This window comes from Sphingomonas sp. Sph1(2015) (assembly GCF_001970915.1).
GTDB lineage: Bacteria > Pseudomonadota > Alphaproteobacteria > Sphingomonadales > Sphingomonadaceae > Sphingomonas > Sphingomonas parapaucimobilis.
In genome coordinates this window covers 1-18,079 of record NZ_MQUI01000001.1, presented here as the reverse complement: position 1 = coordinate 18,079, position 18,079 = coordinate 1, and the positions used below count along the sequence as shown (strand labels likewise).

Sequence of the window (18,079 nt, the reverse complement as noted above, 5' to 3'; positions counted from 1 at the left end):
GAAGGCCACGCTTCCACATTCGCCACGCTTGATCGGTGGTCGCGTGGAGAGGGATTCCCTTGGCCTTCGACGACGCTCAGGCTGAACGGAGGGTGGGTACGGTTTTTCCGCTTCACCCCGGCGAAGGCCGGGGTCCAGTTGCGATACCTTGCGTTGGAGCAGCCATGGCGCACCCTCGGCGGCATGGCATCTAGGCTCCGGCCTTCGCCGGGGTAGTAGTGGGAGGCACGGAATGACCACCGAACTGACCATCCTTGGCTGGTCGATCATCTTGCTGTTCATTCATATCGCGCTGCAATCGCAGCTGGCGACGCTGGACCGGGGCATAGGCTGGAATGCAGGCCCGCGCGACGGGACGCCTGCGCCATTGGGGCGCTATGCGGGTCGGGCCGAGCGCGCCTCGACCAATTTTCGCGAGACCTGGCCGGTCTTCGTGGCGCTCGCTTTGGGCCTCGCTGTCACCGGGCAAAGCGGCGGGGTGGCGGCGACCGGCGCGTGGGTGTGGTTCCTCGCGCGGGTCGCCTATGTGCCGCTATATATCTTCGGCGTCCGCTATGTGCGGTCGCTGGCCTATCTGGTGTCGATGGCCGGGATCGTGATGATGCTCATTCGTTTCCTGTGACGGGCACGCCGTACAGGTCATGCTCGTCGGCATCCTCGATGGCGACGGGCACAATATCGCCGACCGACAGATGCCCGGCATCACGCAGGAAGACTTCGCCGTCGATCTCGGGGGCGTCGGCCTGGGACCGTCCGGTCGCACCACCTTCCTCGTCCACCGCGTCGATGATGACGGGCAGGGTGCGGCCCACCTTCGCGGCGAGCTTGGCGGCGGAGATGGCGGCGGTCTTTTCCATGATCCGCGCGTAACGCTCTTCCTTCACCTCCTCGGGGACGTGGTCGGGCAGGGCATTGGCGGCGGCGCCCTCGACCGGCTCGAAGCGGAAGGCGCCGACCCGGTCGAGCTGGGCTTCATCCAGCCAGTCGAGCAGATATTCGAAATCCTCCTCCGTCTCGCCGGGGAAGCCGACGACGAAGGTCGAGCGGATCGCGATATCGGGGCAGATGTCGCGCCACTGGTGGATGCGCTGCAACACCTTGGCGTCGTTGCCGGGGCGCTTCATCCGCTTGAGGACGGACGGCGCGGCGTGCTGGAACGGAATGTCCAGATAAGGCAGTACCAGCCCTTCCGCCATCAGCGGGATCACCTGATCCACATGCGGATAGGGATAGACATAGTGCAGGCGTACCCATGGCGCGATCTTGCCCAGTTCGCGGGCGAGATCGGTCATGTGCGGCACGACCTCCTGCCCCTTCCACATCCGCGGTTCCTTGCGAATGTCGATGCCATAGGCGGAAGTGTCCTGGCTGATGACCAGCAGTTCGCGCGTGCCCGCCGCGACCAGCTTTTCCGCCTCGCGCAGGATCGCGTCGGGGCGGCGGCTGACCAGATCGCCGCGTAAGGACGGGATGATGCAGAAGCTGCACCGGTGGTTGCAGCCCTCCGAAATCTTCAGATAGCTGTAGTGACGCGGGGTCAGTTTCAGGCCGGCATCGGGGATCAGGTCGATATAGGGCGACAGGTTCGCGGGCGCGGCGGCGTGGACGGCCTCCACCACCTGCTCATATTCATGCGCGCCGGTGATCGCGAGCACGTCGGGGAAGCGGGTGCGGATCGCCTCGGCTTCCTTGCCCATGCAGCCGGTCACGATGACGCGGCCATTTTCCTTGATCGCCTCGCCAATCGCCTCCAAGCTTTCCTCCTTGGCGGAGTCGAGAAAGCCGCAGGTGTTGACCAGCACGACATCGGCCCCGGCATAGTCGGGCGACATCTGATAGCCGTCGGCGCGGAGCTGCGTCAGGATGCGTTCGCTGTCGACCAGATTCTTGGGACAGCCGAGCGAGACCATGCCGACACGCGGCGGAGTAGGGAGTTTGGTTGCCATGGGATGCCCGCGCCCATAAGCCAAAACGAGCCGCTTTTCCAGATGGCGCGCGAAGTCCGGTCGACAGGCGCGTGCGATCCCGGCATGGATGGGCGCGGAAGCGAGAGGATGGGGCGCGATGCTGGCGATCGGATTGATGTCGGGAACGTCGCTGGACGGCGTGGACGCGGCGCTGATCGAAACCGATGGCGAGGCGCTGGTCCGGCCCATCGCCTTTCGCACCGAACCTTATTCGGACTCCGCCCGCGCCGAACTGGCCGAGGCGACCGCGCTCGCCCTGACCTTCGACCGGCCGCGCGCCAGCCCGCCCATTGTCGCGGCGGGCGAGCTGATCGTGCGCACCCATGCGATGGTCGTGCAGAAGCTGCTGCGCGATGCGGGCGTCGAGGCGGCGGCGGTCGATGTCATCGGCTTTCACGGCCAGACGGTCGCGCATCGCCCCGATCGCGGCTGGACCTGGCAGATCGGCGACGGACAGGCGCTGGCGGATGCGACCGGGATCGTCACCGTGTCCGACTTCCGCTCGGCCGATGTCGCGGCGGGCGGGCAGGGGGCGCCGCTGATCCCCATCTATCACGCCGCACTTGCCGCCGATCTGGAGAAACCGGTCGCGCTTCTCAATCTGGGCGGTGTCGCCAATATCACCTGGATCGGCCGTGACGGCGCGCTGGTCGCGTTCGATACCGGACCCGCCAACGGCCTGATCGACAGCTGGATGGAGGCCGAAGCCGGCCAGCGCTATGATGCGAATGGCCAGATGGCGGCGAGCGGGCGGGTCGAGCCGACCGTGCTCGACACGATGATGGACAATGGCTGGTTCGACCTCGCGCCGCCCAAGTCGCTCGACCGCAACGACTTCACCATTCAGCCCGCGCGGGGCCTGTCGGCGGCGGATGGGGCGGCCACGCTGACCGCCTTTACCGCGCAGACCGTGGCGCGGGCGTTCGGTCACCTGCCCGAGCGGCCCCGGCGATTGCTGGTCGCGGGCGGTGGGCGGCACAATGCCACGATGCTGGCGATGATCGCGGCCACGACAGGGCTGACGCCGGAGCCGAGCGATGCGCTGGGCTGGGACGGTGACGCGCTGGAGGCGCAGGGCTTCGCCTATATGGCGGTACGGCGCTTGGGCGAGCGGGCGATCAGCTTTCCGGGCACGACCGGCGTACCGGAGGCGATGACCGGCGGCGTGGTTCATCGGCCTTCGGCGGGCTGATACTTTCCTCTCCTGCAAGGGGAGGGGGACCATGCGAAGCATGGTGGAGGGGTGTCACCGCTGGCCGTGACACCCCTCCGTCAGTCCTTTCGGACCGCCACCTCCCCTTGCAGGGGAGGAATACATCAGTGCCGCTTAGCTTTCGTTGGCACCACGGCGGCGACCGGGCAGCCGTCCATCTGGCGAACCACGGCGAACTGCGCCTCGGCGTTCGGCATTTCGTTCAGCTTGCGGGGACCGGCGAAGGCCTCGGACTGGCTCACCCGCGTTTCCTTCTGCACACAGTGTTCTTGGGCCTGTCCGATGCCGGGCATGGTCGAAGGCGGCGTAGCCGGATCGGCGGACAGCATCAACAGCGCGAGCAACATCATCGATCGTCTCCCGTGACAGGCGATCAGTCTATGTCAGCGGTGCGGCATCTGTCCATCAGCGCGCGACATAGGCGTCGATCAGCGCGCCGACATAATCCGGCTTGTCGCTGGTCAGCTCGGGCGCGGCATGGCCCTTGCCATAGATGAAGCCGTAAATGGGATAGGTCGAGCTGCCCAGGCCGTCCGAGTCGCGGAACCAGACCTTGACCTGGCTCCAGTCATTGCCCGGCGATACGTCGAACAGGGTCACGTCCTGTTCGGCATGGCCACGCTGGCCGTTCTGGAGCGACCAGTTGGCGTGGGTCAGCATCAGTACCCGGTCCTCGACCACGCGGCTGACCACCGCGACATGGCCGAGCGGCAGGCGGCTGGTCTTCTCGAACACGACGACCGCGCCGACGCGCGGGGTGCGTCCGCGCGGATATTTGCCCTCGGCCTTGGACCACCAGGTCCAGGCGTCGCCATAGATCGCGATGCCGGAGGCTTGGCGTGCGAAGGGAACGCATTGCCCGACATAGTCGAGCAGCGAATGCGCATCGGCCGCCGGGATCACCGTCAGGGCGCAGAGCGATGCTATAGCTTTGGACACCATGCCTCTCATGCCGATCAAGCTATCGGATTTGCGTGAATACCCAACTGTTCAAGATGGTTAACATGTCGCTAGGGAGATCGACGGAGGCGGGCGCGCGACCAGTCGAAGACCCCGGGGAGCGCATCAGCCGCGCCGCGCGCTCGCCCGCGCCTCCAGCAGGTCCCACAGGCCGCGATGCTGGACGAGCAGCTGGGTCGCCCCGAATCCGCGCGCACGGGCCAGGCCGATGCTCGCTTCGTCATCTTCCACGTCACATAGCGGTTCGGGCATCTGGCCGGGGGCGGGCAACAGGCCGAAGCGCCGCGCCGCGTGGTCCAGCACCTGCCGGATCGAGCGCCAGTCGAGGATCAGCGCGGACACCGCGCCGGTCGCACAGCCCCGCCGGTCCGAATTGGCGAGCATTTCCAGCGTGTGGCGAAGCTGGGTCAGCGCGGCATCGGTCTGCGCCTGGCCGGGGGTGGAGGGCAGTGGACCCGCCGCCGAGGTCAGGTTGGCGAGAAAGGCGCGCTCAAAGGCAAAGGCGTCGGACGACCGGATCAGCCAGGGGAGCGTTTCGAGCTGGATCCCGCGCGCCATGGCATAATCGATCATGCAGGGATGGTTGCCATGGACCGCACAGACCGCATGAACCGCATCGGTCAGGTCGTGCAGCAGGACCTGCGGCATCAGCAATGCCTGGACGTGCGGATGCCCGGCGCTGCCCGATTGCGCCAGGATCGCGCGGATGTCGCCGCGACGATCATTCTGAAATTCCAAAGCGGTACTCGTCGCCATGTCCGTTCCGATACAGGGCCGGGCGCCCAAGCGACTTGCCCTAACCAGATTTCGTTAATGCCGGGTTTACGAAATCCGCAAAGCCTGCGTTACGGGTTTAGTCGTTGGTTTGGTTACGGAAAAAGGTTCGGGAGTCGCCGTTCGCGGGATCGCGCTTGCGGGATGGCGGCGCCCTCGCGATAACGCCCGCCATGGCCGGGCCGGGACCCGGCAACGACAAGGTGTGGAGTGGTATGAATGCGCAAATGGGTGCTGGGTCTGGCGCTGGCGTCGGTAGGGGCGTCGATCGCCATGGGGTCGGGGGCGCCGGCGATGGCCGCTGACGTGCCCGCCAAGCAGGGCGAACTGACTCTCGACCGCGTCTTCGGCAGCCCGGACCTGTCGGGATCGCAGCCGCGCGGGCTGCGCCTGTCGCCCGACGGCACGCTGCTGACCTCGCTGCGCCCGCGCGCCGACGAGCGGGAGCGGCTCGACCTCTGGGCGCGCGACACCCGCACCGGCGAAGAGCGGATGCTGGTCGATTCCAAGAAGGTCGGCTCGGGCGCCGAACTGTCCGAGGCCGAGAAGATGCAGCGCGAGCGGGCGCGGATCGGCGGGTCGAAGGGGATCGTCGCCTATGACTGGGCACCCGACGGCAAGTCGATCCTGGTGCCGCTGGACGGCGACCTGTATCTTGCGGGGCTGGACGGCACGGTCCGTCGCCTGACCAACACGCCGGGCGGCGAGCTGAACCCGATCGTCAGCCCCAAGGGGGGGTATGTCAGCTTCGTGCGAGACCAGAATTTGTGGGCCATGCCCCTGGGTGGCGGCGAGGCGCGCGCCTTGACCACGGAGGGCGGCGGCACCGTCCATTTCGGCGAGGCGGAATTCGTCGCGCAGGAGGAAATGCACCGCTTCACCGGCTATTGGTGGAGCCCCGACGAACGCTATATCGCGGTCGAGCGGTTCGACGACGCGCCGGTCAAGGTCGCGGTTCGTGCCGCCATCGGCGCGGCGGGCACCAAGGTCTATGAACAGCGCTATCCGGCGGCGGGCACGCCCAATGCGTTGGTCGACCTGTATGTCATGAAGGCCGACGGATCGGGCCGGGTAAAGGTGGACCTGGGCAGCAACCCGGACATCTATCTCGCGCGGGTCGACTGGACCCCGGACGGCTCGGCGATGCTGGTCCAGCGCGAGAGCCGCGACCAGAAGACGCTCGACATGCTGCGTGTCGATCCCCGGACGGGAAAGTCGACGGTCCTCTTCACCGAGCGTTCGGGTGATCGCAGCTGGCTGAACCTGTCCGACGCCTATCGCCCGATGAAGGACGGCAGCCTGATCTGGCGGTCGGAGCGCGACGGCTATGGCCATCTCTATCGCTTTGCCAACGGCCAGTGGACGCAACTGACCAAGGGGCCGTGGGTCGTCACCAATCTGGTCGGCGTCGACGAAGCGAAGGGACGGTTGTACTTCACCGGCCTGAAGGACGATGTGCTCGAGCAGCATCTCTATGCCGTCGACATCGCCCATCCGAACGTCATCACCCGCCTGACCGAACGCGGCTATACCAACAGCGCGACGATGGACTCATCGGCCAGCCGCTTCATCGTCTCGCGCTCCAGCCCGAGCCAGCCGACCCAGGTCTATCTGGCCGACACGACCGGCAAGCGGCTGAGCTGGATCAACGAGAATGCGATCGTCGCGGGGCACCCTTACGCGCCCTATCTCGCCAGCCATCGCGAGACCAAGTTCGGCACGATCAAGGCCGATGACGGCACGACGCTCTATTGGGAGATGATCACCCCCAAGCTGGAGCCGGGCAAGCGCTACCCCGTCTTCTTCCAGCATTATGGCGGCCCCGGCACCGGCCAGCAGGTCACGCGCGGCTGGCAGGGGGCGCTGCCGCAATATCTGGTCGATCAGGGCTGGATCTTCTTCCAGATCGACAATCGCGGCTCATATAATCGCGGCAAGGCGTTCGAGGACGCCATCTACCACGCGATGGGCACGGTCGAGGTCGCCGATCAGCTGGCGGGGGCGAATTATCTGAAGACACTGCCCTTCGTCGATGCAGGCCGGATCGCGACCTATGGCTGGTCTTATGGCGGCTATATGTCGATCAAGATGCTCGAGAAGACGCCGGGCGTCTATGCGGCGGCCGTATCAGGTGCGCCGGTCACCGACTGGCAGCTCTATGATACGCATTACACCGAGCGCTACCTGGGCGATCCGCGTACCGATCCGCAAAGCTATGCGACGTCGCAGGCGATCACCGATGCGGCGAAGATCCGCGATCCGCTGATGCTGATCCACGGCATGGCGGACGACAACGTCTTCCTCGACAATGCGACGGCCTTCGCCGCCGAGATGCAGAAGACCGATACGCCGTTCGAGATGATGCTCTATCCGGGCCAGACCCACCGCGTCGGCGGGCCGGGCGTGTCCGAGCATCTGTGGCATACGATCCTGAACTTCCTGGATCGCACGGTGAAGGACAAGAAGGCGAAGTAACCCAATCCTCCCCGGCACGGGGAGGGGGACCATGCGGAGCATGGTGGAGGGGGCGTGCCACAAAGGTGGACCTGCGCGGCACGCCCCCTCCGTCAGCGCTTACGCGCTGCCACCTCCCCGTAACGGGGAGGATCTATGGACATGCACATGGCATTCCTGAAGACTTTCCACCTCTGGCCGTTCCTCGACACGCTGGTCAGCTATCTGACCGCCTTCGTCCTCGGCACCGTGATCGGGGCGGAGCGGCAATATCGCCAGCGCACGGCGGGACTGCGCACCAACGCCCTGGTCGCGATCGGCGCGGCCGCGTTCGTCGATCTCGGTCAGCGGCTGGGCGGCGATGTCGAGTCGATCCGCATCATCGCCTATGTCGTCTCCGGCATCGGCTTCCTGGGCGCGGGCGTCATCATGAAGGAGGGGATGAACGTCCGCGGGCTGAACACCGCGGCGACCCTCTGGTGCTCGGCGGCGGTCGGCTCGATCGCGGGCAGCGACATGGTGGCCGAGGCGGTGCTGCTGACCGGCGTGGTGCTGCTCGCCAACACCGCGCTGCGCCCGCTGGTCGACGCGATCAACCGTATTCCGGTCGAGGGACGCCATGTCGAGGCGACCTATTCGGTCAGCCTGACCACCAGCGCCGCGCAGGCCGGGCCGGTCGGCGACATGCTGGTCGAGCATCTGGAGCGTGCCGGGCTGCCGGTGGCCGAACTCGATACCGAGGAATTGGGCGAGGATCAGGTGACCGTCGCCGCCACCCTGACCAGCACCATCGTCGAGGCGGGCGAGCTCGACCGGATCACCGACCATTTCCAGTCCGTCCACGGCATCGCGCATGCCACCTGGGCCGCCAGCACGCACGACTGACGCGTGCTTGATCTTTCCAATCCGGGCTTTCTCGATCCACGGTTGGGAATAAGCGCGCGGTCCCGGACGTCGATCAGCCGGGACCATCGCATCGCAGCCCCTATGCCGACACTATGCGAAACCGGGGAATCGCTCTCGCATTGCTATGGCCGCCGGTAATAGCCGCTGAACCTATCGAGGAGGCGGTATGGCGGGTCGGACCATGACTTGGCGGCAGGGATTGGCGCTGCGATTGCTGGGCGTCGGACTTTGCGTCCTTGCCTGGCGAATGATCGTGTATCTGATGGCCATGGCGGGGCATGGCGGCCATGCCGGGCTGGCGGGCTATGCGCTGGCGACCGCTGGGTTCCTCTTCGCCAGCCTGGGGAGCGCGCTGGCGATCATGGGCGAGCATCTGTTCGACGAGGTGCAGGTCAGCGCCCGCTGGCGGCGGATATGACCGACACTATGCGCGCGCTATGCGATAGCGGCAATTCAGCCTCGAAACCCTATGGGGCGAGGCGTAGCTGATCCGGGCGGGCGATCGAACGCCCGATCGGCAGAGGTTTCCAGTATCCATGTGTACCGATTTCCCTATCGAACCCGACCGCCAGGCGCGGCTGATCTATGTCGGCCAGGACCATGCGGGTCACTGGCTGGTCCAGGATAGCGCAGGCCAGCTGGAGGGGCGCTTCATCTCGCGTGGCGCGGCCATGCGCTATGCGGTCGAGGAAGCCGAAATCTACCATGCCAGCGTCGCGGTCGCGCAAGCCGCGCTGACCCCGCTGGTGTCGTTCGACCCGGTGGCGGCCGACGCCCCCATGCTGTCGCGTGCGGCGTAAGGGAGGGGGTGACCATGCAGATCGACAGCAAATATCGGCACGACCCCCGCTGGCCCGCTATCGAGGCGGCGCTGGGTTCCCTGCGCGAGCGGCATCGCTGCGCAGTTCGGATCGTAGACGCCGATTGCGGCGCGGGCGGCTTCCTGATCGCGGTCGCCGAACAGGCGCGGACGATGGGCTTCACCGCGATCGAAGGACGCGGCCTTGGTGGCTCGCCCGCGATGGTCGGACGCGCGCGGGCGGCGGCGAAGCGTCATCGCCACGCCGCGATGGGGCTGGTGTTCGAAGCCGGCGATGCGGCCGACGCGCTGGCCGAGGAGCGTGACTTTCCTGCGGACATCCTGGTCTGTCATCGGTGCGGCACGCAGATGCGCGCCGCTGCAGCCTGCGTGATCGGCGATCCGGTAGGGGAGATGGCGGCATGAGCGGGCGGGACATGGCATGGCGGTCGCTGGGCGGTCTGATGACGCTGGGCGCGGTCGCGGCGACGTTGAGCGGACCATCGGAATCGCTGCTGGCGCTGTTCTGGTTCTTCGTGGCGCTGGGCGGCGTGGTACTGATGCTGAACGGCAAGCATATGATCCAGGCGCTCCGGGCCGAACGACGCGGGCATTATTACACCGCCGAGGCCATTCATGCCGCGCGTATCCGTCGGGGGCGGCGGTCATGAGCCGGGATACGGGCTTTGTGCTGCGGGGCGGCGCGCTCCATGCCGAGGGCGTAGCGCTCGGCCGCATCGCGCAGACGGTGGGCACGCCGACCTATGTCTATTCGGCGGGTGCCTTGCGCGCCGCCGCCCGGCGGTTCCGCGAAGCGCTGGCTCCGATCCCGCGCAAGTCGCTCGCCTTTGCTGTGAAGGCCAATCCGTCGCTGGCCGTGCTGTCGGTCCTGCGCGGCGAGGGGTTCGGCGCCGATATCGTATCGGGGGGCGAGCTGACCGCCGCGCTGGCGGCGGGCATGGCGGCGGGGGATATCGTCTATTCGGGCGTGGGCAAGACCCCGGAGGAACTCGCCCAGGCGCTGCATGCCGGGGTCGGGCACGTCAATCTGGAGAGCGAGCGCGAAGGAGACGTGCTGGCGGCGACCGCCGTTCGGATGGGCGTCGAGGCAACCGCGATGCTGCGGGTCAATCCCGATGTCGATGGGGGGACCCATGCCAAGATCACGACGGGCACCGGCGACAGCAAGTTCGGCGTCGCCTTCAAGGATGCGATCGGCATCTTCGACCGACTGGCCAGGCGTCCCGGCCTGACGCTGCACGGCGTGGCGGTCCATATCGGCAGCCAGATCATGGACCTGAAGCCGCTGGAGACGGCCTGTCGTCGGATCGGCGAGCTGGTCGCGGCGCTGCGGGCGCGGGGGCATGTCATCACCCATGTCGATCTGGGCGGTGGCCTGGGCGTCGATTATCATGACGGTCCGGACGGCGACGTCGCCGCTTATGGGGAGATGGTCGCGCGGGTCACGCATGATTGGGACGTGACCCTGATGTTCGAGCCGGGGCGCTATATCGCGGCCCATGCCGGGGTGCTGCTGACCCGCGTGCTCTGGGTCAAGCCGGGCGAGGAATGCCCGTTCGTCGTCATCGATGCGGGCATGAACGATCTGGCCCGGCCCGCGCTCTACGACGCGTGGCATGAATTCGCGGCGGTCGCCCCGAACGGCGCGACGATGCGCGCGCATGTCGTCGGCCCCGTCTGCGAGAGCAGCGACCGCTTCGCCAAGGGCCGGTTGATCGACCGGGTGAGGGAAGGCGACCTGGCCGTCCTGCGCGACGCCGGAGCCTATGGCGCCTCCATGGCCTCCTGCTACAACAGCCGGGCACTGGCGGCCGAGGTCATGGTCGAGGGCGATCGCTTTGCCGTCATCGCGCCGAGGATCGATGCGGCGGCCATCCGTCCTCAGAGCATGCCCGACTGGCTGGAAGCCCGTAGGCTTGGCCATGCGGCCTGAGGGGCGACCCGAGGGGCGGCCGGGGGTGCGTTAAACTCCCGCTTGTCCCGGCGAAACGCGCACTTTTCGCAAAGTTGGTGGACGTGTCCGCGCAATGACGCTACCGGCTCACGCTTCCGAGTGGAGGATATAATGGGTTATCGCGTGGTGGTCGCCGGGGCGACGGGCAATGTCGGCCGGGAAATGATCAACATTCTGGCGGAGCGGGAATTCCCGATCGACGAGCTGGCGGTCGTCGCCTCGTCGCGCAGCCAGGGCGACCAGATCGAATATGGTGAGACGGGCAAGATGCTCACCATCAAGAATATCGAGCATTTCGATCCGACCGGCTGGGACATGGCGTTGTTCGCCATCGGATCGGACGCGACCAAGGTATACGCGCCCAAATTCGCGGCCGCCGGTTGCGTCGTGATCGACAATTCGTCGCTCTATCGCATGGACCCGGACGTTCCGCTGATCGTGCCGGAGGTGAACCCCGACGCGATCGACGGCTACAAGGCGAAGAACATCATCGCCAACCCCAATTGCTCGACCGCGCAGATGGTCGTTGCGCTGAAGCCCCTGCATGACAAGGCGACGATCAAGCGTGTCGTCGTCGCGACCTATCAGTCGGTGTCGGGCGCGGGCAAGGCGGGCATGGACGAGCTGTTCGAACAGAGCCGCAATATCTTCGTCGGCGACCCCGCCGAGCCCAAGAAGTTCACCAAGCAGATCGCCTTCAACGTGATCCCGCACATCGACAGCTTCCTGGACGACGGTTCGACCAAGGAAGAGTGGAAGATGGTCGCCGAGACCAAGAAGATCCTCGATCCCAAGATCAAGGTGACGGCGACCTGTGTGCGCGTGCCGGTGTTCGTCGGCCATTCCGAGGCGCTGAATATCGAGTTCGAGAACGAGATCTCGGCCCAGGAAGCCCAGGATATCCTGCGCGAGGCCCCCGGCGTCATGCTGATCGACAAGCGTGAGGACGGTGGATACGTCACCCCGGTCGAGTGCGTCGGCGACTATGCGACCTTCATCAGCCGCGTGCGTGAGGACTCGACGGTCGATAACGGCCTGTCGCTGTGGTGCGTGTCGGACAATCTGCGGAAAGGTGCGGCGCTGAACGCCGTGCAGATCGCCGAGCTGCTCGGCCGTCGCCACCTGAAGAAGGGCGACTGAGCCCATCTAATTCCTCCCCTGCAAGGGGAGGAGGACCAGCGAAGCTGGTGGAGGGGTGTCCCGCTATCGAGAGGGCGACACCCCTCCGTCAGGCCTGACGGCCTGCCACCTCCCCTGCAAGGGGAGGAAAAGGGGTTACCGCCCCATATACAATCCCGGACGGTGCCAGGCGAACAGGATCAGGCTGATCGCGGCCGCGCTGATCGCCGACCAGATCATCTGCACCCCCGAGACCACCGGGATCGCCATCGCCAGGATGAAAACGTCGAGCGCGACCTGGGTCAGCCCCATGTTCCACCCGCGCTTGCGATAGAGCCAGATGGTAATGACCCCGGTTCCGCCGACCCCGGCCTGATGCCGGGCGAGCGACAATATGCCCATGCCGATCACCGTGCCGCCGACCAGCGCGGCAAAGGCCGGATGTACCCCGTCGACATGGACCGACACCCGCGTGATCGCCGAGGCGACGCCGATGCCGAGATTGACCAGCACCGTCTTCACCGCGAACCGCGCGCCCATCACCTTGTGGGCGAACAGGAAGAAGGGGATGTTGACCAGCGTGAACAGCACGCCCGCCGGCAGCGGCAGCAGATAGGACAGCAGCAGCGCGACGCCCGCGATCCCGCCCGTCACCAGCCCCGCCGCCTTCAGGAACATCAGCCCGACGACGAGCAGCGTCACGCCGATGAAGATCGCATAGGCGTCTTCGAGCAGGCTGTGCGGCCGCCCGATCGGGCTGGGCGGCAGGGTTTCGGCAGAAGAGGCGGTCGCTGCGGTCATCGAGGGTCCGGATCAAGGGTCCGGCATCCGCTCCCGATTGGCCTGCTTCTTGGCGGCAGAGAGCCGTCCCATACTGCAATCGCGGCGAAACGCCAATTGCCTGGCTCAGCCCAGGATCAGCCAGCCCAGCGCGATCATCACCACCAGTGCATAGAAGCCGCCCTTGGTCCGCAGCAGATAGCTGGCCCCCAATACCCCCGTCGCGGCAAGCGCGCAGGCGGCCACCCGGTCGGCGGCGATCCATTCCAGGATGACGAACGCGCCGACCATGTTCGCCGCCGCGTTGACCGCGATCCATAAATAGGATGGGAAAGCCCCGATCGACCCGATCAGCGGGATCTTGATCGTCGCAAAGCCGCGCATCGTGCCGGGAAACAGATCCGCCGCCAGGTGAAAGCCCACGCCGAACCCCAGCCCCGCTGCGACCGGCCATGTCCGCAGGTCGAGCGTCGCGACATAGAAGGGCAGGACGCTGTGTACCAGCGCGCTGCGATGCTGGAGCTGGAGCGGGGTATCGAGATCGGGCAGCCGCGTCCCCGCCGCCGTCGCTGTCGCTACGCATGCGATCAGCATCCACGGGCCTCCTCCACCGGCGAACGCCAGGATCACCGCGAGGAGAAGGAATAGGGATGCTGCCATGGGCGGCGGCTAACGGCTTGTACCCCTTTTGTCCATGAGTGCGACTCGCTGCGAATCATAAAAAAGCGCGGATTCCCGCCATTTTGTGACGGGCCGCTTGGAATGGGACTCAAGCCGCTCGCTCGGCCCGCACGGACAGGGTCAAGGTACAATTTTTTGAGGGTGGTCGGCAGGCCCGGCTCCGGCATAGTCGACGCCATGACCATGCAGGCCAAAGCGGGTATCGGCGCGCTGACCGACCGGGAAAAGCAGACGCTGCGGCTGATCGTCCGGGGGCATGACGCCAAGTCGATCGCGCGCGAGCTGAACCTGTCGGTCCACACCATCAACGAACGCCTGCGCGACGCCCGCCGCAAGCTGGCCGTGTCGAGCAGCCGTGAGGCGGCGCGGAAGCTGCTGGAGGTCGAGGGCGACACATCGCTGCCCACCCCCGAATATGTGGGGGACATGAGGATCGGGGAAGATTCTGTGGCCTCGGTGGCCGATGACGAACCGGCGCCGATCGTCGGCGTGGAGGCCGGCAGCCGCCGTGCCCGGATCATCATCGGAGCGACGCTCATGACCCTTGCCTTCAGCCTGCTGGCCCTTGGCGGCCTGACCCACATGGCCTCCGCCCCGCCCCAGGCGGCCCCAACTTCGAACGCTGCGACCGATCCGGGGGCGGTCGAGGTGGCGCAGCGTTTCGTGCAAATGATCGACCAGGGCCGCTGGGCCGACAGCTATCGCCTGACCACAGCCAGCTTCCGCACGCTCAATACCGAACAGGTCTGGGCAACTACGTCGGAGAAGGCACGGGCACCCCTGGGGAAAATGGCGTCGCGAACCTTCCTGAGCCAGGACGACATCCCCGCGCCGCCCGCCGGTTATCGGATGGTGCGGTTCAACACGCGGTTCGGGACATCGGCGGCGATCGTCGAGACGGTGACGCTGGAGCGGGAGAATGGCGAGTGGCGGGTCGCCGGGATTTATGTCGGCTGACGTTCCATCGACCGTTCAGCCTGAGCGAAGTCGAAGGCCACGCGATGATCGCGTGAGAAAAAGTCGATACATGCACTTCGACTTCGCTCAGTGCGAGCGGTCGTCTGGATGACCACGTGCACATTTCGGCCGACCAGATTAGTAGGTCCTCGTACAGCTTCATCGCCGGAGACCGAACCCTTGGCCGACACCGCCCCCGAAACCCGCTTCTTCGACAGCTTCGACGGCACCCCGATCGCATGGCGCGAGATGGGGGAGGGGCGGCCCGTGGTGCTGATCCATGGCTATTTCTCCGACGCCTATACCAATTGGATCCGCTACGGCCATGCCGCCGCCATTGCCGCCAAGGGCTTCCGGGTGATCATGCCCGACCTGCGTGCGCACGGCGAAAGCGGGAAGCCGCACGACCCCGCCGCCTATCCCAAGGACGCGCTGACCCGCGACGGCCATGCGCTGGTCGAGCATCTGGGGCTGACCGATTATGATCTGGGCGGCTATTCGCTGGGTGCCCGGACGGTCAGCCGGATGCTGGCGACCGGCGCGGAGCCGGGCAAGGCGATCTTTGCGGGCATGGGGCTGGAGGGGCTGCTCCACACCGACCGCCGGGTCGCGCACTTCACCAATATCCTGACCCGGCTGGGCGAGCATCGGCGCGGCACCCCCGAATGGATGGCCGAGGCGTTCCTGAAGACCACCGGTGGCGATCCGGTGGCGCTGCTTCATATCCTCCAGACCTTTGCCGACACGCCTCTCTCGGCAATCGAGGTCTTCGACCTGCCGACCCTGGTCGTGGCGGGCGTCGACGATTTCGACAACGGCGCAGCGGTCGAGCTGGCCGAGGCCTTGCCGCGCGGGCGCTATGTCGAGATTCCGGGCAACCACATGGCCTCGGTGACAAAGCCCGAGCTGGGCGCGGCGATCGCGCAGTTCCTCACCGCTTGACGGCGGCGGCCAAAGCCGCGCAACTGCGCGCCATCCGCCCCGTTTCGAGGGCGTTTCAGAATGTTAGGGGGATAGCATGATCCGTTCCGCCGTTTCCGGCACCGTACTCGCCTTCCTGTTCGCCGGTGCCGCACAGGCCCAAACTTCCGCGCCTGCCGCGCCTGCCGCGCCTGCCGCGCCTGCCGCGCCTGCCACGCCAGCGACCCAGCCGCCCGCGACCGTCGCCGGGGCGGATGCCTTTGTCGCCGAGGCGGAGAAGACGCTGGCCGAAAAGTCGGTCGGTGCGCAGCAGGTCGCCTGGGTCAATGCGACCTATATCACCGACGACACCGATGCGCTCGCCGCCGCGTCGGGCGCGGAGATGACCGATCTCGCCGTCCGCTACGGCCTGGGCGCGGCGCGCTATCAGGCGCTGCCGGGCCTGTCCTATGACACCAAGCGCAAGCTGGACCTGCTGCGCGGCGGGATCACCTTGCCCGCGCCGACCACACCGGGGGCCTCGGCGCAGCTGTCGATGCTGACGACGCGCATGTCCTCCTCCTATGGCAAGGGCAAGGGGCTGCTGAACGGCCAGCCGATCAACGGATCGGACATCGAGGCCGCTATGGGCAGCGAGCGCGATCCCGCGAAGCTGAAGGAGATGTGGGTCAGCTGGCACGACAATGTCGGCGCCCCGATGCGCGCCGACTATGCGCAGATGACCGGGCTCGCCAACCAGGGGGCCAGGGAACTGGGCTATGCCGATGCGGGCGCGCTGTGGCGCTCGGGCTATGACATGTCGCCGGAGCAGTTCGCGCAACTGACCGACAAGATCTGGGGCGAGCTGGAGCCGCTCTACAAGGCGCTGCACACCTATGTCCGTTGGAAGCTGAACGAAAAATACGGCGATGCGGTGCAGGCCAGGACCGGCCCGATCCGCGCCGACCTGCTTGGCAATATGTGGGCGCAGGAATGGGGCAATATCTACGACCTGGTCGCGCCCAAGGGTGCCGGCGATGTCGGCTTCGACACCGGCGATCTGCTCAAGGCCAAGGGCTATGACCCGATCAAGATGGTCAAGGCGGGCGAGGGCTTCTATTCCTCGCTGGGCTTCGCGCCCCTGCCGCAGAGTTTCTGGCAGCGTTCGCAGATCGTGAAGCCCGCCGACCGCGAGGTCATCTGCCACGCCTCGGCCTGGGACATCGACAATCTGGACGATATCCGGATCAAGATGTGCACGAAGGTGAATGCCGACGACTTCGTGACGATCCACCACGAACTCGGCCACAACTATTACCAGCGCGCGTACAAGGGGCAGCCCTTTCTCTACAAGAACGGCGCGAATGACGGTTTCCACGAGGCGATCGGCGACACTGTCGCCCTGTCGATCACGCCCGATTATTTGGTGAAGATCGGGCTGCTCGATCCGGCCAAGGTGCCGAGTGCGGACAAGGATATCGGCCTGTTGCTGCGCCAGGCGATGGACAAGGTGGCGTTCCTGCCCTTCGGCCTGCTGATCGACAAGTGGCGCTGGGGCGTGTTCTCGGGCCAGATCCCGGCCAGTCAGTATCAGGCGGGATGGGACGCGCTGCGCCTGAAATATCAGGGCGTGGTGCCGCCGGTCGCGCGCGACGAGACGAAGTTCGATCCGGGCGCCAAGTACCACATCCCGGCGGGCGTGCCCTATGCGCGTTACTTCCTGGCGCGGGTGTTGCAGTTCCAGTTCTACAAGGCGGCGTGCCAGCAGGCCGGATGGAAGGGGCCGCTGCATCGCTGTTCCTTCTATGGCAACAAGGAGGTCGGCAAGAAGCTGAACGCGATGCTGGCGATGGGCCAGTCCAAGCCGTGGCCTGATGCGCTTCAGGTGTTCACCGGCAGCCGCGAGATGTCGGGCAAGGCGCTGGTCGAGTATTTCGCGCCGTTGAAGACCTGGCTGGACCAGCAGAACACGGGCAAGCCGCAGGGTTGGTGATGGTTTTCCGCACCGACGTTGTCTGCCCCTCCACCACGCGCTGACGCGCGCGGTCCCCGTCCCCATCAGAGATGGGCAGGAATGGGGCGGGCCTTCGTAAATCCTCCCCAAGCTTGCTTGGGGAGGGGGACCGCCGCGCAGCGGTGGTGGAGGGGCAGGGGTCGCCAGCGGTGACACCCCTCCGTCAGCCCTTCGGGCCGCCACCTCTCCTTGCAGGGGAGGAATTCGGGACTTTCTCCCGCCGGACCAAAATCCCAACCGCCGTTCAGGCTGAGCGAAGTCGAAGCCCATGCCCGGACATAGGCCAAGGGGACAGGTTTTCCCTTAGCCTTCGACTTCGCTCAGGCTGAACGGAGCCGGGGATCAGTCCCGGTCGTCCTCGTCGCCGTCCCGCTTTGCGCTGCTCCCCTTGAGCGACAGCAGTGCCGCGGTCAGCCCTGCCGCCGCCGCAAGGCTCCCGAGGATCGAGGCCACGCCCCATTTGCCGCCGACCCGGTCCAACCCGTGCTTGCCCAGGGCAGGCGCGGGGGCAGGCTTGATAGCGGCGGGTTTGCGCGGGGGCGCCTTGCGGGGCGCGGTGCGCTTGGTAGAGCGGGGCTTG

General features: G+C 66.4%; 19 protein-coding genes and 1 pseudogene. 13 read left to right on the top strand and 7 right to left on the bottom strand.

Annotated elements, in window-relative coordinates; translation table 11 throughout:
- Window positions 1–232 precede the first annotated feature (232 nt).
- Window positions 233–622: an MAPEG family protein gene (locus BSZ14_RS00095; RefSeq protein ID WP_076709077.1), complete on the top strand. Its 390-nt coding sequence runs from the start codon at window positions 233–235 to the stop codon at window positions 620–622.
- Here BSZ14_RS00095 and rimO read toward each other — a convergent pair.
- Window positions 606–1,946 (bottom strand): 30S ribosomal protein S12 methylthiotransferase RimO, encoded by a 1,341-nt coding sequence (gene rimO, locus BSZ14_RS00090; RefSeq protein WP_076709075.1) that lies wholly within the window; start codon window positions 1,944–1,946, stop codon window positions 606–608. The two genes, BSZ14_RS00095 and rimO, sit on opposite strands and share 17 nt — an antisense overlap.
- Window positions 1,947–2,064: 118 nt before the next feature.
- Here rimO and BSZ14_RS00085 point away from each other — a divergent pair, with 118 nt between their 5' ends.
- Window positions 2,065–3,159, top strand: a complete 1,095-nt coding sequence (locus BSZ14_RS00085) for an anhydro-N-acetylmuramic acid kinase (RefSeq protein WP_076709072.1) — start codon at window positions 2,065–2,067, stop codon at window positions 3,157–3,159.
- 125 nt (window positions 3,160–3,284) lie between these two features.
- Here BSZ14_RS00085 and BSZ14_RS00080 read toward each other — a convergent pair whose 3' ends face one another.
- From BSZ14_RS00080 to BSZ14_RS00070, 3 genes are all read right to left on the bottom strand, one after another.
- The gene (locus BSZ14_RS00080; RefSeq protein WP_076709069.1) at window positions 3,285–3,530 is read right to left on the bottom strand and encodes a hypothetical protein; all 246 of its coding nucleotides are present in this window, start codon (window positions 3,528–3,530) and stop codon (window positions 3,285–3,287) included.
- A 55-nt stretch (window positions 3,531–3,585) separates the two neighbouring features.
- The gene (locus tag BSZ14_RS00075; protein WP_241823584.1) at window positions 3,586–4,122 is read right to left on the bottom strand and encodes a CHAP domain-containing protein; all 537 of its coding nucleotides are present in this window, start codon (window positions 4,120–4,122) and stop codon (window positions 3,586–3,588) included.
- Window positions 4,123–4,245: 123 nt separating this feature from the next.
- A complete protein-coding gene (locus tag BSZ14_RS00070; RefSeq protein ID WP_076709067.1) occupies window positions 4,246–4,896 on the bottom strand; it encodes a DUF6975 family protein in 651 nt (216 codons plus the stop codon).
- 237 nt (window positions 4,897–5,133) lie between these two features.
- On the opposite strand from BSZ14_RS00070, the gene BSZ14_RS00065 reads away from it, so the two are divergent.
- The 8 genes from BSZ14_RS00065 to BSZ14_RS00035 all read left to right on the top strand — a co-directional run bounded on the left by BSZ14_RS00065 (window position 5,134) and on the right by BSZ14_RS00035 (window position 12,188).
- Window positions 5,134–7,389: a S9 family peptidase gene (locus tag BSZ14_RS00065; RefSeq protein ID WP_076709064.1), complete on the top strand. Its 2,256-nt coding sequence runs from the start codon at window positions 5,134–5,136 to the stop codon at window positions 7,387–7,389.
- 147 nt (window positions 7,390–7,536) lie between these two features.
- The gene (locus BSZ14_RS00060; protein ID WP_076709313.1) at window positions 7,537–8,253 is read left to right on the top strand and encodes an MgtC/SapB family protein; all 717 of its coding nucleotides are present in this window, start codon (window positions 7,537–7,539) and stop codon (window positions 8,251–8,253) included.
- Window positions 8,254–8,440: 187 nt separating this feature from the next.
- Window positions 8,441–8,692 (top strand): hypothetical protein, encoded by a 252-nt coding sequence (locus BSZ14_RS19170; RefSeq protein ID WP_139330236.1) that lies wholly within the window; start codon window positions 8,441–8,443, stop codon window positions 8,690–8,692.
- A 118-nt stretch (window positions 8,693–8,810) separates the two neighbouring features.
- Window positions 8,811–9,074 (top strand): hypothetical protein, encoded by a 264-nt coding sequence (locus tag BSZ14_RS00055; protein ID WP_076709062.1) that lies wholly within the window; start codon window positions 8,811–8,813, stop codon window positions 9,072–9,074.
- Window positions 9,075–9,088: 14 nt separating this feature from the next.
- Window positions 9,089–9,499: a hypothetical protein gene (locus BSZ14_RS00050; protein WP_052811364.1), complete on the top strand. Its 411-nt coding sequence runs from the start codon at window positions 9,089–9,091 to the stop codon at window positions 9,497–9,499.
- Window positions 9,496–9,744 (top strand): hypothetical protein, encoded by a 249-nt coding sequence (locus BSZ14_RS00045; RefSeq protein WP_042482980.1) that lies wholly within the window; start codon window positions 9,496–9,498, stop codon window positions 9,742–9,744. The genes BSZ14_RS00050 and BSZ14_RS00045 overlap by 4 nt, the downstream gene beginning before the upstream one ends.
- Window positions 9,741–11,027, top strand: coding sequence for a diaminopimelate decarboxylase (gene lysA / locus BSZ14_RS00040; protein WP_076709059.1), 1,287 nt, complete (start codon window positions 9,741–9,743; stop codon window positions 11,025–11,027). The genes BSZ14_RS00045 and lysA overlap by 4 nt, the downstream gene beginning before the upstream one ends.
- Window positions 11,028–11,159: 132 nt before the next feature.
- Complete coding sequence (locus BSZ14_RS00035; RefSeq protein WP_042482973.1) at window positions 11,160–12,188, top strand: aspartate-semialdehyde dehydrogenase; 1,029 nt, start codon at window positions 11,160–11,162, stop codon at window positions 12,186–12,188.
- A 135-nt stretch (window positions 12,189–12,323) separates the two neighbouring features.
- On the opposite strand, the gene BSZ14_RS00030 is transcribed toward BSZ14_RS00035, so the two are convergent.
- Both BSZ14_RS00030 and BSZ14_RS00025 read right to left on the bottom strand, forming a co-directional pair.
- Window positions 12,324–12,968, bottom strand: coding sequence for a YitT family protein (locus BSZ14_RS00030; protein WP_042482970.1), 645 nt, complete (start codon window positions 12,966–12,968; stop codon window positions 12,324–12,326).
- A 105-nt stretch (window positions 12,969–13,073) separates the two neighbouring features.
- On the bottom strand, window positions 13,074–13,607 hold the full coding sequence (locus tag BSZ14_RS00025) for a hypothetical protein (RefSeq protein ID WP_158069146.1): 534 nt from the start codon (window positions 13,605–13,607) through the stop codon (window positions 13,074–13,076).
- A 198-nt stretch (window positions 13,608–13,805) separates the two neighbouring features.
- Between BSZ14_RS00025 and BSZ14_RS00020 the strand changes: the two genes are divergently transcribed.
- The 3 genes from BSZ14_RS00020 (at window position 13,806) to BSZ14_RS00010 (ending at window position 17,478) form a co-directional block, all read left to right on the top strand.
- Entirely contained in the window at window positions 13,806–14,585 is a 780-nt protein-coding gene (locus tag BSZ14_RS00020) for a helix-turn-helix domain-containing protein (RefSeq protein WP_076709057.1), read from the top strand.
- Between the two features lie 180 nt (window positions 14,586–14,765).
- Window positions 14,766–15,527 (top strand): alpha/beta fold hydrolase, encoded by a 762-nt coding sequence (locus tag BSZ14_RS00015; RefSeq protein WP_076709055.1) that lies wholly within the window; start codon window positions 14,766–14,768, stop codon window positions 15,525–15,527.
- A 76-nt stretch (window positions 15,528–15,603) separates the two neighbouring features.
- Window positions 15,604–17,478: a M2 family metallopeptidase gene (locus tag BSZ14_RS00010; protein WP_076709053.1), complete on the top strand. Its 1,875-nt coding sequence runs from the start codon at window positions 15,604–15,606 to the stop codon at window positions 17,476–17,478.
- Window positions 17,479–17,841: 363 nt separating this feature from the next.
- On the opposite strand, the pseudogene BSZ14_RS19525 reads toward BSZ14_RS00010, so the two are convergent.
- Window positions 17,842–18,079, bottom strand: a pseudogene (locus tag BSZ14_RS19525) (hypothetical protein); the annotation flags it as partial.